The sequence below is a fragment of the Halobacterium sp. KA-6 genome (assembly GCF_021029015.1).
In the GTDB taxonomy this organism is placed as follows: Archaea; Halobacteriota; Halobacteria; order Halobacteriales; family Halobacteriaceae; genus Halobacterium.
This window is the reverse complement of record NZ_JAJJZH010000005.1, coordinates 166,211-181,321: the sequence shown is the minus strand read 5'-3', so window position 1 is coordinate 181,321 and position 15,111 is coordinate 166,211. Positions and strand designations below refer to the sequence as shown.

Below are 15,111 nucleotides of genomic sequence, written 5' to 3'. Positions count from 1 at the left end.
AACAATGTGCTTCCCATGAGCGCTTTAGAAAGATAAAACGCCGGACTCTCTGTTTCTCAAACTGTTTCAGCAACGCCGAAGCAGAAACCGCTGACGACTAGGTCAGATCGTTCAGCTTCGCATGGAATCAGCTTATCTGAACACTACCGTCGATGAAATTAACACCTATATTGTGGGCAGCGTCGAGGAGTTCGTGAGCGCGCTCCTCGTTTGTCTCCCTAACGCCGTTCGTCTTCCGACCGAATCGCCATGTCCCGAAACACAGTTCTGAGGCGCGTACGCCAGCATTGCCGAGTTGTCGGTACTTCATCATTTTGAACGGCCGTGATCAATCCGTAAATAGTTTCCTGGGTTTTCAACCCCGCTGAGATTCCGGCTACTTACCAGGAAGTGATGTTGACCTCACGAAGCGGACGTTCCAAAGGCACGTCGACCTGCCCCCCTGTGTAATGGGAGAGGTAGAAACCGACAATAATCTCCAGCGACCGCGTCGCTTCAACCCCAGTAGAATGGTTGTCGGCACTACCATCTAGCAGGTTGACGACATGTTCTGCTGCGTTCGCGAACGAGTCCGTGTAGTCGTTATTCCACGTCCACGACCCCTCAATACCCGGTAAGGGCTTCTCAACGTGCTCGCCATCCTCAAGGCGCCAGTACCGCCACTCACCATCGTCATTATTCAGGTAGAGCTTCCCCTCGCTACCGATGAACTGAAACGTCATTGAGGAATTCTCTCGGGGAATTGTACAATCGATGGTTGCGAACGTGCCGTCGTCCAATACGACGAACCCACCGCCACCCGAGTCGTCAACCGCCTTATCGGCATCCAGCGACTCCACGGCCTCGTTCTCCTCGGTGATGTGTCCGCTGACCGTGTCAGCGCGGGCATCCAGAAGGTAGACAAGCGTATCGAGGAGATGCGTAGAATTCCGCAGTAGCTCCATACGGAATTGTGCGGTCACAGAGTGGATGTCACCGAGTATTTCCTCATCGTGGACGAGTTCACGGAGGCGTTGAAGCTTGTCCGTGAATCGGAACGAGTGATTGACGAGTAACTCAGTATCATTCTCATTACATATTTCAACCATTTCGTTGGCGTCGCTTACCCGGGACGCGATGGGTTTCTCGCACCAGATGACCGAAGGTGACGCCTTGGACCGGCTGGCGTCAACAACGTGGTCGTGATGGAGGAATGACGGCGTGCAGACCGAAACTACGTCGAGGTCCTCTGCGTCAAGCATCGCCTTATGGCCGACATACTGGCGCTCCTCGGGAATATCCCACGCATCACCGAACCGCTCAAGTTTCTCTTCGTCGACGTCCGCCACCGCGACAAGCTTGACGCCGGCGGTCGCGTCGTAGCCGCCTGCGTGGCTCGCACGAATCTTCTCCTTCCCGATCGCTTCCTCGTCATGCATGCCGAGGATGCCCATACCCGCGATGCCGCCGGTGCCGATGATGCCAGCTCTGTAAGTCATGAGTTAGTTGTAAACGTGCTTGCTGCCAGTCTGGTTAGCCTCAATATACTCCCAATCGTATTCTACTCCGAGTCCCGGGCCGTCAGGCACGGGAACGCGACCGCCCTTGACGTCGTTAAGAAGATCCGAGTAGCTTCCCTTGTAAACAGGGGGTTGGGTATTATTGCAATTCGGATGGACGAGAGCCAGCTCATAGTAATTCGAGTTCCGGCATGACGCCATGCAGTGACGCTGTGCGGGGCCCGGGGCGTGGAACTCCACGTCGATACCGAATCCTTCGGCTGTCCGTGCAATTTTCATAGCACCCGTGATACCCGCGTCGTATTCGGGGTCTGCTCGTAAGAAATCAGTTGCGTTCGCCTGTACGAAGTCCGAGTGGGACTCCAGTCCGCGGACATGCTCGGATTGGAGAATAGGCGTGTCGAGAGTCTCGCGGAGTTGGCGATGAGCGTGTTGTGAGATACCAGCGTCCCGGAAGGGGTCCTCGTACCAGTAGTAGTCCTGCTCGTCGCACACGCGGCCAACCTTTAGCGCGTCTGCGAAGGTCTCGTATTCGCAAGCCGGGTCAAGCATTAAATCCATATCATCACCGACGCGCTCGCCGACCCTTCGCACCGTCTCTATTTCTCTGTCCAGTTTCCGGGATGCATCGCTACCACCCCAGCCGTGAATCTTGTAGCCACCAAATCCCTTATCCCGGCATTCCTCTGCGAAGTCTGCAAACGCCTCTGGTGAGTCAAGGCCGCCGTTCTCGTCGCCGTGGTACGTTGAGGCGTAGGCATCGAGTTCGGTCCGGTAGGTTCCGAGAAGTTCATGAATTGGCGCGTCGTAATATTTCCCCGCGAAATCCCAGAGCGCGATGTCAACTGGCCCAATACCCATGCGGTCGTACTTCCGGAGCGCACGCTTGATTTCGCTCCAGTGCTTCTCTCGTTCAAGCGGATTTCGCCCGACGAGGTAGTCCGCGAACATGTTAATTTGTGCGGCGCCAGGGGAGTTCCCGCCAACATATTTGTCTGTAATTCCGGTATCCGTGTAGATACGCAAACCGTAGAGTGCGCGTTCAGTCGATGCCCCTGGATCGTAGACGAGATTGAACCCCGCTTCGTCGGTGCCGACATCCTCTAGGGGATAGGTGAATTCGACGCTCTCGATATGGGTTATTTCGGGCGCCATGCACACGTTGTTCCACCGGCATGTTCTTAAATTTATGTGAGGCCGGAATACCGCCACAGAGGGAAGATTTATGTCCGCAGCGCAAGCTCAGGTTAGTATGCAGTTCGTCCGTTACACGACCGGTGAAACACCAGCTTGGGGTGTACTTGACGATAACCGCATTCACGCGCTTGATGCACGACCGAACGGAGCCCCGTTACTTGCGGAGATTGGGGACGAAGCCGTCAGAAGTGCAATTCAACGGGACGTCGAAAATGGCGTACTCCCGACCAACGACCGTTCATCGGTCTCCCTGCTTGCACCGGTCCCTTCTCCAGGGAAAATCATCTGTGCAGGACTAAACTACCATGACCATGCTGAGGAACAGAACGAGGAACCGCCCGAGAAGCCGATGCTGTTCACGAAGTCGCCGAGCGCCGTCGCAAACCCTGGGGATGCAGTTATACACCCCGAGGACATCTCTCAGGTAGACTACGAGGTGGAACTTGCGGCAGTAGTTGGCCGGACGGGATCTAATATCTCGAAGGAAAACGCTGAAGACTACGTTGCGGGGTATACGGTGCTGAACGACGTTAGTGCGCGGGACGCTCAATTCGATGACGGACAGTTCTTTCGTGGGAAGAGCTACGACACCTTCGCGCCGATGGGGCCAACGCTTGTTGCCGGCGACGGCTTCAACGCGAACTCTGTGAACGTGGAGCTACGGGTGAACGGGAAGGTCAAGCAGGCGTCGAATACTGACGAATTCATCTTCGACATCGGCGACCTTATCTCGTATATTAGCGGGTTCACAACACTTTGTCCTGGCGACGTAATTTCGACAGGAACGCCTGGCGGCGTCGGTATCTTCCGTGACCCACCGGAACTACTTGAGCCAGGTGATAATGTTGAGGCGGAGATAGAGGGCATTGGCGTCCTCAAGAACAACGTCGTTGCAGAGTAGCGCGTCGCCTCATCCTCACCATTCGTTCCCTAGTATACGGATAGCTTCACCGAAAGGTTGGACTTTCAGCGTGGATTTCCGTCCTGAAAGCTCGTACTGTCAGGATGGGTGGCGCTTGGAGAAGAACTAATTGTCCTCAAGTTATTCGTCACCATATGTTAAGTACCAACGTGGAGGCGTTTACACAGTCTCTCTCCGCTCAAGATGTACCAGTAACGCGAACTCCGGCAACCGACGTAGTCGAGACTCTCGCAGCGCTCATTGAAACTCCCGCAGTTGGCACTACACTCCCATACGATGGGGTGTTACTCTTCCTGACGTTGTCTACACGGACCCCTTACCAACTGATCTCACCGACGCCAAAACGGATATTACACCTACGAAACTATAGTAACCGGTAGAACTTTTTACTCAGAGATAGTTGCAGTAGCTAGTGAACCATCTCGACGAGATCTCCGTCGAGGAATTGCAAGACGCTCTCGACAACGTGGACGGAAAGAAGCCGACACAACGGCTCTTAGCCGCAATCGCGTACAAGAACGGTGTCACCCAAACCGAGCTAGCCGAGTGGTACGACGTTCAGCGACGGACCATCTACAGCTGGCTCAACCGACTCGACACCGACGAGTCGCTTGAGCAAGCAGTTTCTGATGATAAACGAACTGGGAGAAAACGGAAACTCTAAGAACCACAGCAGAAAGAATTCGAAGAAACCGTTCACGACCCACCGAGCGAGGTCGGGATCGACGCGCCGGCGTGGACGCCGGCGCTTGCCCAACAGTATCTCGAAGAAACATACGGCGCTGAGTATTCAATCCCGAGTTGTCGGCGGTTGCTGAAAGAAGCGGGATTGAGCTATCAAAAACCACGCTGTTCAGCCGCCGAAGCCGATGAAGACGAGCAAGAAGCGTTCCACGACGAGCTCAAAAAAAGCGGCGGGAAATGGACGCCACCGTAGTCTGTATCGACCAAACCAAGAAATCCGTCCAAGTTGAGCCGCGTGCCGCGTGGTTTCCACAGGGCACGCGGCCCTCAGTCGAGCTTTCAGGCTAACGTGAGTGGACGTGTCTGCTGGGCGCGATCACCGAGAACGGTGATCGCTTCTTCCTATTCGAAGAGTACGTCATCGCAGAGCACGCGAAACATCTCATTTTAGCATTATACAAAGAATTCGAAGATGGCTTGATTGTCGTCTTAGATGGAGCGCCGTATTTTCAGGTGTCGCCCGTCACGGATCTAGCGGCCGTGACGCCCTCAAATTCCGGACATTCCCGTCGTATTTGCCAGAGCTGAACCCTGTCAAGGAACGCTGGAGCCAGCATCTAGCATGTCTCAGCCACCACTTCTTTGCGTTGTACGACGATCTTACAGCAGTGATCGATACCGTTCTCAACCACCTCTATTCCAAAAGTGAGCAACTATTTCTAATCGATACTATATAGTGTCAGGTTAGACTACAGAAGATGTTCTAAATATGTATTTCTACGGCTGGTGATCTGGGTTCAAGCGCCTATCCGTGCTGAGATAATGGTATTATATAACATGACACATGGGTTAGTGTAATGGGAAGGACTACCTCTGCTGATAGTCACGGTACTCGAACTAACTTTACATCTGTAGTACTGTAATTCTCCTATTATAGTAATATGGGTATCAACGGTGCAGCGAGCGCAGCAGCACCGGAGCGGCACACGATCTCGACTAGTTCGGAGCGGCGCCGGTGCGGCCATGCTGGCAGCAGTATGGCGGGGCATGAACAGTGTCAGGCGAGCAGCGTGACACACGTGTATCTGTAAGGGGATAAAAAGGAAGGGCATATGCTGGGTGGGAGTCTGGTGCCAACGCTACTAATGGGATGGTCGTTACCCGCAGTAGGCAGTGAGGGTCCGGCACACGAAAAGGGGGCCATACTATTATACCACTCTACGCTGCATGTCGAGTTGCGATGGACGACGAGTCATTTACCTTCGAATACGCGCCGCCAGCAATGCATCACGGCCCCGGTATTGTCGCCAATCTGGAGACAGTACTCCGCCAACAGGGGCTGTCACGAGCCCTTATCATCACAGGGTCGACAATCGCGGCCACGCCGGCCGTGCTGGACCCGGTCCGCGACGGTCTAGGTTCGAGTCTCATCGACGTGTTTGCGGAAGTGACTCCGGAGAAGTACCTGCAGACCGCCTACGAGGGGGCACACTTGGTCCGTGAGAAGGAGATTGATGCTCTTGTACCAGTCGGCGGTGGGAGCAGTCTCGATACGGCGAAGATCATCAGCGTGCTTGCGGGTCATGACTGTCCCCTGGACGCTGTTACCGGCGAAATTCTGGCCCGTGAGGAGATGCTCCTACCCCCCGCGGACCGGGCTCTACCGGAGCTGTTCGCGATTCCAACGACCCTGCCGGGCGCGGACCTCTCGCAAGTTGCGGGTGTGAAACTGAGTATGGAACCTGAGGAGACACCCCTCGCCGACATCCCGAGCGGAGGTGTGGGCGATCAACGGTTGATGCCGACCGCGGTGTTCTATGATACCGAGCTGGTCGCGACAACCCCCAAGCGGATTCTCGCACGCTCGGCGATGAACGGCTTCGACAAGGGAATCGAGATGCTCTACTCCAGCCACCGAACGCCTATTACCGACGCGACAGCGATGCGAGGCCTCCGACTGTTACAGGCTGGGCTCCCGTCGATTACTGACGAGGCGACCAGCGAGGCGGCCCTTGCGCAGGTGCTTCAGGGGACTGCGCTCGTCCAGTACGGGCTGTCGACCCCGCGAACGTATCGGGTTTCAATCATTCACGCCTTCGGCCACGCCCTCACGCGCCGGTATCCGATCCAGCAAGGCGTAGCCCACGCAATCGCCGCACCGCACGTCTTAGACTATCTCTTTGCGACTGTGGACGGCCGTCGCGACCTGCTCGCGGAAGCACTGAATGTCGGCGACGGCGCCAGGTGCGAGCAGGCGACCGCTGAGGCGGTGGTCAACGCCGTGGCGGCCGTCCGCAACGAGCTTGAGCTCCCCGCTCGGTTGCGAAACGTGGCTGAGGCCAAGCAACACCACTTCCCCGAGCTCGCGGTGGCGGTCATCGAGGACGCCTTTATGTCGAACGCCCCCCCGGACCTGAATCCCGACCCGTCGGAGCTCGAGGAGGTGTTTGCATCCATGTGGTAGGGAACGCGACCGACGTGGACACAGGTCCGGCGCTGGCGGGAATGACACCAGCTACGACGATCGATGCGCCACTATCGCCGCGATCGACGGCATAGTACCCTGAAACACGACCATCAACCGAGGCCCAATAGAGCGCCGCTGATGGCCATACTCGTCCGCGCTGTCGTGGTAGGACGTACGTGATGTGCAGCTACTCTGACCACTCGGCCGGTGTGACCTGCTCTTCGAGCGTCTTGAACATCTCGTGTAGTGCCGCACCTTTCTCGGTGAGACAGTAGTACGTCGCGGCGTGGGACGTCTGTGCGGTACGGCTCGTGATGAGCGTACGGGCTTGCAGGGACGCAAGCGTTCGCGAAAGCGTCGCCGCGGACAGGCCGGTTGAGCGTTTGATCTCAGTAAATCGCTTCGATCCCGTCTGTAAGTCGTATAGGACGAGTAAGCGCCCCTCATGCCCAAGGTGGGCAAACGCCTTCCGGACTGCCGTGTGGTGAGTGCTGGGCTGGTCGTCGGCAGATGGTGTGTCATTAGTAGTCATGCGACAGCAAGAGTTATGCTGGCCCTAGGTAATAGTGGTTCGGATTCGTTCAGCGTAGACTGGCCACCTAGGCCGTGTACCGTGGGGATAGAGGCGAGCGCATCGGCCGGCAGGACGGCGTCTGTCGCAGCCTGACAGCACGGGCCTTGCGCCGTGGTGCGTGGCGGGTTGTCCTACCGGCACTAGGACTGCAGTCCATCTCCGCCGGTCAACGGTGTCCACTCGCCCGGACAGCAGGCAGCCGCTATGAGCGACACCACCGGCAGCCACCGTGATGATGGGTGGCTGTGGGGCAGCGCGAACCGCAATAGGCTGATCGACAGACGCCAGACATCGGCAAGACGCCGGATTGTAACGTTACGAAATAGCATATCCACCACCGGACTCCGCAGGAAGAATGGCTGGAAGGCGGCGAAGTCAGAAGAAGTGGTCCAAGTCCTTGAACTCGCCGTCGTCAGCAGGCTGGCCGGCCTCGTCGTACGTGTCCCAGATCTTTGCTTCGACTTCGGGCGGTGCACCGATGATCAGCCACACGACCTCCTCGTCGCTATCGTTGCGCAGCTGGCGTGGCGTCGTTGTCTCGGGACGGAAGAACCCGCCTTCCGGGACCTCAATTTCCTCTTGGTCCTCCCCGACGACAACCTGGCCGGTGCCTTGTACAACGTAGAAAATTTCCTCTTGTTCGTGGTGATAGTGATAACTCACCTTCTCGCCAGGCTCGAAATACCAGAGGCGAGCCCGCATGCTCTCCATGCCAGTCTCCTCGATGAGGTTGACTTGCACCGGATCGTCGATGTCGATCGGAAATCCTTCGGCATCATCTTTGTCCGGCACGTACACGCTATACTCGTCCGTGGTCTGGTCCATGGCTTGATCTGCCATACTACACCTCGGGGTTCTTTGCCACAATACAAATATATTGGGGTATCACCCATCGTTGCCTATACCTGACAGCAAGGTCCAACCCGCATCGGTTCAGAGCCCATACCATTAAGAGGTGACCGATGGAAAACCGGGATGGAGTTCCGGTCCGCAGGATGTCCCGCCACTCCGGCATGGACGCCATCCCCTACGGAAACGAACACCGCTGCCGCGAGGTGGGCTGAACCCTCTGTGGCCGCGCTACAGGCGGGTCTCACTGACCGGGGAGGACCACACCATGAGCAAAGTAACCGATATGCAGACCGCGATCAAGCGGTCACTTGACGATGGACAGGATGTCTACTTAGGTGGATTCACACACCTCATCCCGTTCGCCGCCGGGCACGAAATCATCCGGCAGGAGTATCAAGGATTGAACCTAATCCGTGCGACGCCGGACCTAATCTACGACCGGATGATTGCGGCCGGGTGTGCGGACAAAGTGACGTTTTCCTGGGCGGGAAATCCAGGGGTCGGCAGTCTCCGCGCGTTCCGACGGGCTGTCGAGGACGGCGTCCCGGCCCCCATCGAGATTGAGGAGTACTCCCATTTCGGGATGGTTTCCCGCCTCGCCGCCGGGGCACAGGGACTGCCTTTTCTTCCGCTTAAGTCGTACACGGGATCGGATCTAATCGACACCAACGACAACATTCGAACAGTGACGAACCCGTACGAGGAGGGGCCCACCGAGATTGCCGTTGTCCCGCCGCTGATGCCGGATGTTGCGATCATACACGCCCAACGGGCCGACGAGTCAGGGAACGCCCATCTTTGGGGGATTTGCGGTGAGACGATCGAAGCGGCGTTCGCTGCGGACACCGTCGTCCTGAGCGTCGAAGAACTCGTCGATGGATCGGTGATTCGGAGCGATCCAAATCGAACCGAGATCCCCCAAACGACGGTGGATTACGTCGTCAAAGAGCCGTATGGGACGCATCCATCGTACGTGCAAGGATACTACAATCGCGATAACGAGGCCTATCTGGAGTGGGACACCATTTCCGAGACGCATGAATCGACGGTTGCATGGCTCGAAGAGTGGGTGTACGGTACCGCAACCCACACGGAGTATCTTGAGAAGCTTGGGGCGGATCGCGTGCTTGACCTCCAGCCCGAAACGAACTATGCCGCCCCGGTCAACATGGGCCGCTACTCGAACTCATGACAAGTTATACCGAGACGGAGCTGATGATCACGCGGGCAGCACAGGAACTCACCGACGATGATACGGTCTTGGTCGGCGTCGGCGTCCCGAATCTCGCCTGTAACCTAGCCAAACGGACACATGCGCCCGGCCTAGAGATGATGTACGAGTCGGGAACGATCGGATCCGACCCCTCCTCGCTCCCGCTGTCCATCGGTGATCCTGTCCTTGCCACCGGAGCACGGAGCATCGTTCCGATGGCCCGCGGCTTCGGCTACTACCTCCAGGCGGGTCGGATCGACGTTGGGTTCCTCGGCGGTGCACAGATCGATCGCTGGGGCAATATCAACTCAACGGTCATCGGGGACTACGATGATCCCACGGTTCGCCTGCCCGGCAGCGGCGGCGCCTGCGAGATTGCTAGCAACAGCCATAGAACGATCATCATCTCCCCCCATACGGAACGACGCTTCCCTGAAGCAGTCGATTTCGTCACGAGTCCTGGGTATGTCGGTGGGCGCGACAATCGCATGGAGTTGGGCCTCAGAGGTGGACCAGATGCTGTGATCACAGACAAAGCGGTTATGCGGTTCGACGACGACGGGGAGATGTATGTCACGGAAGTCCACCCCACGGCGTCCCGTCAGCGGATCCAAGCGGCAACCGGGTGGGACCTACAGTTCGACGACTCTGTGAGGGAAACTCGGCCGCCAACTGCGGAAGAGTTGCGACTCATTCGTGAGGAACTCGATCCGGAGAAAATCTACACAGGCAGTGAGTGACGGGCGGCTTGCTCCTAGTGCCGGACACCGGCCGTGGCAAAGCTTTATTGGGTGGTTGCATTGTTGCTTCGTGTAATGCGCGAGCAAAGCGTGCCAGGACTTCATCATGTGACCGCAGTCGCAAGTGATCCTCAGCACAACGCCGAGTTTTACACGCAAGTGCTGGGGTTTCGGCTGGTCAAACGAACCGTAAACTTTGACGATCCCACGACCTACCACCTGTACTATGGCAACGAGACTGGAGCACCGGGAGCGCTGCTGACGTTTTTCCCGTTCGGAACCGGCTATCGAGGGCAGATCGGACGGGGCCAACCGGTTGCCACTGCGTTCACCATTCCTGACGGCGCCGTGCAGTACTGGATCGATCGACTTGATGCCCACGACGTCAACCGCGGCCAGACGGAGGAGCGGTTCGGCCGGACTGTAATCCCGTTCAAAGATAGCGACGGGCAACCGCTTGAACTTGTTACGGGACCTGCCGCTGCCGAGCCATGGTGTGAGGGTCCCGTAGCGCCGGAGCATGCACTGCGTGGGATACATGGCGTGACGCTGTTATCCGCCGATCTTGAGGCAACCGAGAGGATTCTGGCCGTGCTTGGCTACGAGCAGCGTGGCCGAGAGAGCGACCGGATTCGGTATTCCACTCCCGGTGATCCACGGACTGTCGTCGACCTCTTGGATCGCCCGGGGGCAGCGCCGGGGCGCCCCGGTGCAGGAACAGTACACCATGTCGCGTTTCGGACTGCTAATGAAGACACGCAGGCTGCTTGGCGTGAACGGCTATCGGACATGGATCTCCCGTTGCGAGTGACACGAGTAAAAAATCGGCAATACTTTAAGTCAATCTACTTCCGCGAACCCGGCGGGATCCTCCTTGAGATCGCGACTGACGGTCCGGGGTTCGAACGCGACGAAGCGAGGGACTCGCTGGGGACGGCACTGAAGCTTCCGCCCTCGCTCGAGACGGAGCGGGACAGGCTCGAAGCGGTCCTCCCGGATCTCTCCGTCGGAACGCACCCGGACTGATACGTGATTGTATTCGCTACCTAGCGGGGGACAGACAGCGTCTGGGTGCTAGACAGTATGGAGGCAGAACGCCACCAGGGGTGACTGTCACGGTATCGCTCCCACGCACGACCTCTTGGGCTGACCCAAACTTATATGCACGTAATCGCTGTAGATGAAAGTGGCAATCATGGCAGAGCGAACTGACGTTCCCGTCACGGCAGACCGGCCAGACAGTCAACTCCGCGTTCAAGGGACAGATCATATCACTGTAGAGGGGACCGATCCTGGGGAAACGATCCAGTTCTATCGCGACATTCTGGGCATGCCGCTCGTCCTCAGTCAACCAAACCTTGATCGATCGGAGCTCACCCACCTCTTCTTCGAGACGGGTGACGGACGTCTCCTGACGTTTTTCGTGACCGACGAGCGTGACTCAGCGTCGCTGTCGGATCCCGCCCCGGGGCACGTCCACCACCTCGCATTTCGGATTGAGGGTAAGCGGATAAACGAGATAAAAACGGCGCTCGATGACGCCGGTCACTCTTGGTCCGAGTACGATCGAGGAGCGTTTCACTCACTATACACCGAGGACAACAATGGACTCACAATCGAACTCGTCGCGGAGAAGTTTACGATTCCAGATGACCGCCGCAGTGCAGTACTTGCCACCGCTCACCAGAAGCGAGTAGCCGATGACGCCGAGTTCGTTACGGAACGCCACATGCGCGAGGCGCTTGCCGAGCTTGGGATCGAAGCCGAGCAGCGGGACCTCAATACCGCGCCAGCGGGGCGCGACGTCTGAGGTTAACTCCGTCCGCCTCCCCGCGACAACTGCATCGTCTTCCAACCGTATCAACGCAATCGATGACCACTCGTAGGCGGAGGGCGCGTAGGTATCGATGGAGTTTCGCTTCTAGGCAGGCACCCACTGATTCTTGACGGTGGGAAATATAAATAATATTATAATAATATTTATCATGTCCAATACCGTGGCCTATGATAGGGTTCAACATGCCCCAAAGTTCAGAAGATCGCAGTTTGGAGGAGCGAGTTCAGAACGGAGAGATAATCGAAGACCCTGACGAGCTCACTGATGAGTACAAGCAGCTCATGGTCGGAATGCTGCAGGCCGCGGGGAACGTCGAGTTCATGGGCGCGTTCTCGGAGGGACATTGGCTTCAGAACACCCCGGACTACCAGACGAAGCTCGCGTTCAACGCAAAGATTCAGGACGAGATCGGCCACGCCCAGATGCAGTGGCGTGTCGCTGAGAGCTTGGGTGCAGATCGGCGGGAAATGATAGAGAAGCTGATGACGGGGGAGACGACTTGGGGCGCGCCGCTTCACTATCCTGTTGAGGAGTGGTTAGACGTGGTGATGGTCGCGCTCACGATCGACACTAGTGCCTCCCATATTCTACATCAGCTCCAACAATCCAGCTATGGGCCATTACGGCGCCAAATGCGACGTAACTGCCGTGAGGAGGAGTTCCACACGCGGTGGGGACAGCACATGGCTGCAAAACACGCCACCGGCTCGAAGGCACAGCAAGAGGCGCTCCAAGACGCGTTCGAGCGATGGTGGCCCCGAGCGGTCCGCTTCTTCGGGAAGTTTTCACAGTCCGACCACATCGAAGACCGGCTGAAGGAGCTTCGAATCAGGCCTGCCACCTCCGACGAAATCAGGCAGAACTTCTTCGACAATAACGTCCCGACGTACCGGAAGTTGGGGCTCGAGATCCCGGACGATAAGTTCCGATACGACAAGGAGGAAGAGAAATGGGTTTTCACGGCTCCGGATCCGAACGAAAATCCTCATATCGTCCCTGCGAAACAGCTCGCGCAGGGGAACGGCCCGAAGACCCAGGAGCGACTCGAGGGACGTCGCCGTGCCTTTGATGCCGGCCAGTGGGTTGTTGACGCGATGGATGCCTATGCCAAGCAACAGGCTCAAAATCAGGCCGGCAACGCACCGGCCACGGGGGACTAACGATGAGCGAAGACACCGGCGACGAAGACGAGTTCGTTCTTGAGGAAACGCATCATCCGGATATCACGGAGGCGTTCAGCGGTGACCATGGCGAGCGGTTCGCGGTGTTCGTGCAATGGGAACCAGGCGAGCCCTACCAGTATGAAGAGACGGTGGTGTCGTCCGACAGCGAACTCGCATTATCGCAGACACGAGAGACGATCGAGCGGCGGTGGAACCCCGAAGGCGTCTGGGTCGTCGCGCACGACGATATTGTGAAGCCATCGAAGCAAGCATCACTCGCGCCAAGTGCCGATCGTGACTACCGAACGACCGCATACTATGCTCGGAACATGGAACTTCCGGAGATCGCTGATGACGATGAGGAGGTGTTCGGATAATGGTTGCCACTGACTACGAGTCCGAACTGACGCGGTTCCTACTCTCACTCGCCGACGACGACTTCGTCATCGGTCATCGACTCTCGGACTGGGTGGCGCAAGCCCCAACCTTTGAGGAGGACAACACGCTTGCGTCGATGTCCCAGGACGAACTAGGCCACGCCCGAATGTGGTATGAGGTGATCCTCGATCATGACCTGCCGGTCCCCGAAGCACTTCGCCCTGCTGTCGAGGGGACGACCTACGATCTCGACAATCTCGGCCTTAACCGTGCGCCCAAAGCACGGCGCAACTCAATCCTCGTAGAGCCAAAGCACGTCGATGTCCAGCGCGCAGAACTCCGAAGCGAATCGCTCCGTGGCCCTGACGGAGAGTACAAGCGGCCGCCGGCAGAGGCGATTAAGTTCGAGGATCTGATCGCGATTAGCGCGGTCTATCACGACGCCGAGCGCTTACTGGTGGAGACGATCAGGGATGGAAATGATTTGCTCAACGGGGATCTTTCGGCGCGTGCCGAGGCAATCCTGAACGAGGAATCATTCCACCGCGAACATGTCGATCTCTGGCTTGATCGGCTAACAACTACTGATGAAGGCCAGGAGCGACTCACAACCGCGTTCAACGAGCACTTACCGAACGCCGCCGACCTCTTTGCGTTCCCTGATGAGATCATCGATCCGCTCGTTTCGGACGGGATCATCGACCGTGCTCCGGCGGATCTTCAAGATGACTGGCTCGATCAGGTCCATGAGCGCCTGCTCGGTCGGCCAATTGATATTAACGAGGAAGTGCTGGAATCACTTGGCGAACCGCCTGCGACCAACGGCCGTCGTGGCGAACACACGGCCGCACTTGACCAGTTAGTGGGCGAGATCCACTCCGCAGAAGCGGGACTTGTCGGCGACCACCCTGTCACCAGATACGAGGTATAAAACCGATGAGCACCGATACGACTGACACCACCACAACCCCACCCGCCGACCCTGAACGAGCGATCGAGCAAGCCGACGCGACGACACGGAACGTGTGGGCTGCGCTTCGCTCCGTTCAGGACCCGGAACTCCCGATAAGCGTCGTGGACTTAGGGCTGATCTACGACGTCGCGGTCACTGACGGACGGGTGGAAATCGACCTGACTCTTACGTATACGGGCTGCCCCGCCAAGGATATCATCACTGGAGATATCGAGCGGGCTGTCATCGGTGTCGAGGGAATTAACGAGGTCGACATCACAACGGTATACTCCCCTGCCTGGGACTACGACCGTATTACGGACCGCGGTCGTGAACAGCTTAACGAGTACGGAATTGCGGTGCCTGGATACGATGAGGCGCCCGATCCAACCTGTCACAACTGACAGATGGTACGCTTTAACAGGAGGTCGTCCACAGCGGACACAGAGCAGCCCAGCATCGCGTGTCCGTTCTGTGGTTCGACAGACACGGTCCTTGAGCAACGCAAGGGCACAGCGATGTGTCGAAAAATGTTCGTCTGCCAGCAGTGTGGGGAACCGTTCGAGCAGTTCGACTGACGACCCTGGCACTCCACGCATCATCATCGACCAAGCTCTCTGCTGGCGACCGCTT

General features: G+C 57.5%; 15 protein-coding genes and 3 pseudogenes. 13 read left to right on the top strand and 5 right to left on the bottom strand.

What is annotated here, in order from left to right; all coding sequences use genetic code 11:
• Positions 1-23 precede the first annotated feature (23 nt).
• Positions 24-101 (top strand): annotated as a pseudogene (locus LPA46_RS19195) (IS6 family transposase); the annotation flags it as partial.
• Positions 102-148: 47 nt separating this feature from the next.
• Here LPA46_RS19195 and LPA46_RS11935 read toward each other — a convergent pair.
• From LPA46_RS11935 to LPA46_RS11925, 3 genes and pseudogenes are all read right to left on the bottom strand, one after another.
• Positions 149-310, bottom strand: a pseudogene (locus LPA46_RS11935) (aldo/keto reductase); the annotation flags it as partial.
• 70 nt (positions 311-380) lie between these two features.
• Entirely contained in the window at positions 381-1,478 is a 1,098-nt protein-coding gene (locus LPA46_RS11930) for a Gfo/Idh/MocA family protein (RefSeq protein ID WP_230892684.1), read from the bottom strand.
• A 3-nt stretch (positions 1,479-1,481) separates the two neighbouring features.
• Positions 1,482-2,654 (bottom strand): enolase C-terminal domain-like protein, encoded by a 1,173-nt coding sequence (locus tag LPA46_RS11925; RefSeq protein WP_230892683.1) that lies wholly within the window; start codon positions 2,652-2,654, stop codon positions 1,482-1,484.
• A 97-nt stretch (positions 2,655-2,751) separates the two neighbouring features.
• On the opposite strand from LPA46_RS11925, the gene LPA46_RS11920 reads away from it, so the two are divergent.
• The 3 genes and pseudogenes from LPA46_RS11920 (at position 2,752) to LPA46_RS11910 (ending at position 6,766) form a co-directional block, all read left to right on the top strand.
• Complete coding sequence (locus LPA46_RS11920; RefSeq protein ID WP_230892682.1) at positions 2,752-3,597, top strand: fumarylacetoacetate hydrolase family protein; 846 nt, start codon at positions 2,752-2,754, stop codon at positions 3,595-3,597.
• A gap of 433 nt (positions 3,598-4,030) precedes the next feature.
• Positions 4,031-5,025 (top strand): annotated as a pseudogene (locus LPA46_RS11915) (IS630 family transposase).
• Between the two features lie 517 nt (positions 5,026-5,542).
• Positions 5,543-6,766, top strand: coding sequence for an iron-containing alcohol dehydrogenase family protein (locus LPA46_RS11910; protein WP_230892681.1), 1,224 nt, complete (start codon positions 5,543-5,545; stop codon positions 6,764-6,766).
• 190 nt (positions 6,767-6,956) lie between these two features.
• Here LPA46_RS11910 and LPA46_RS11905 read toward each other — a convergent pair whose 3' ends face one another.
• Both LPA46_RS11905 and LPA46_RS11900 read right to left on the bottom strand, forming a co-directional pair.
• Positions 6,957-7,301, bottom strand: coding sequence for a winged helix-turn-helix transcriptional regulator (locus LPA46_RS11905; RefSeq protein WP_230892680.1), 345 nt, complete (start codon positions 7,299-7,301; stop codon positions 6,957-6,959).
• Between the two features lie 417 nt (positions 7,302-7,718).
• Positions 7,719-8,183 (bottom strand): cupin domain-containing protein, encoded by a 465-nt coding sequence (locus LPA46_RS11900; protein ID WP_230892679.1) that lies wholly within the window; start codon positions 8,181-8,183, stop codon positions 7,719-7,721.
• Between the two features lie 277 nt (positions 8,184-8,460).
• Here LPA46_RS11900 and LPA46_RS11895 point away from each other — a divergent pair, with 277 nt between their 5' ends.
• The 9 genes from LPA46_RS11895 (at position 8,461) to LPA46_RS19190 (ending at position 15,056) form a co-directional block, all read left to right on the top strand.
• A complete protein-coding gene (locus LPA46_RS11895; protein ID WP_230892678.1) occupies positions 8,461-9,387 on the top strand; it encodes a CoA transferase subunit A in 927 nt (308 codons plus the stop codon).
• Complete coding sequence (locus LPA46_RS11890; RefSeq protein WP_442908245.1) at positions 9,384-10,148, top strand: CoA-transferase subunit beta; 765 nt, start codon at positions 9,384-9,386, stop codon at positions 10,146-10,148. Before LPA46_RS11895 ends, LPA46_RS11890 begins: the two co-directional genes overlap by 4 nt.
• Before the next feature lie 75 nt (positions 10,149-10,223).
• Positions 10,224-11,174: a ring-cleaving dioxygenase gene (locus LPA46_RS11885; RefSeq protein WP_230892676.1), complete on the top strand. Its 951-nt coding sequence runs from the start codon at positions 10,224-10,226 to the stop codon at positions 11,172-11,174.
• A 169-nt stretch (positions 11,175-11,343) separates the two neighbouring features.
• Positions 11,344-11,958, top strand: coding sequence for a VOC family protein (locus tag LPA46_RS11880; protein ID WP_230892727.1), 615 nt, complete (start codon positions 11,344-11,346; stop codon positions 11,956-11,958).
• Positions 11,959-12,152: 194 nt separating this feature from the next.
• Positions 12,153-13,145, top strand: coding sequence for a Phenylacetic acid catabolic protein (locus LPA46_RS11875; RefSeq protein WP_230892675.1), 993 nt, complete (start codon positions 12,153-12,155; stop codon positions 13,143-13,145).
• Positions 13,146-13,147: 2 nt separating this feature from the next.
• A complete protein-coding gene (locus LPA46_RS11870) occupies positions 13,148-13,525 on the top strand; it encodes a hypothetical protein (RefSeq protein ID WP_230892674.1) in 378 nt (125 codons plus the stop codon).
• Positions 13,525-14,457, top strand: coding sequence for a 1,2-phenylacetyl-CoA epoxidase subunit PaaC (locus LPA46_RS11865; protein WP_230892673.1), 933 nt, complete (start codon positions 13,525-13,527; stop codon positions 14,455-14,457). Before LPA46_RS11870 ends, LPA46_RS11865 begins: the two co-directional genes overlap by 1 nt.
• A gap of 5 nt (positions 14,458-14,462) precedes the next feature.
• Entirely contained in the window at positions 14,463-14,882 is a 420-nt protein-coding gene (locus LPA46_RS11860; RefSeq protein ID WP_230892672.1) for a metal-sulfur cluster assembly factor, read from the top strand.
• A 3-nt stretch (positions 14,883-14,885) separates the two neighbouring features.
• Positions 14,886-15,056: a PaaD-like zinc ribbon domain-containing protein gene (locus LPA46_RS19190; RefSeq protein ID WP_442908244.1), complete on the top strand. Its 171-nt coding sequence runs from the start codon at positions 14,886-14,888 to the stop codon at positions 15,054-15,056.
• The last annotated feature ends 55 nt before the right edge of the window (positions 15,057-15,111 follow it).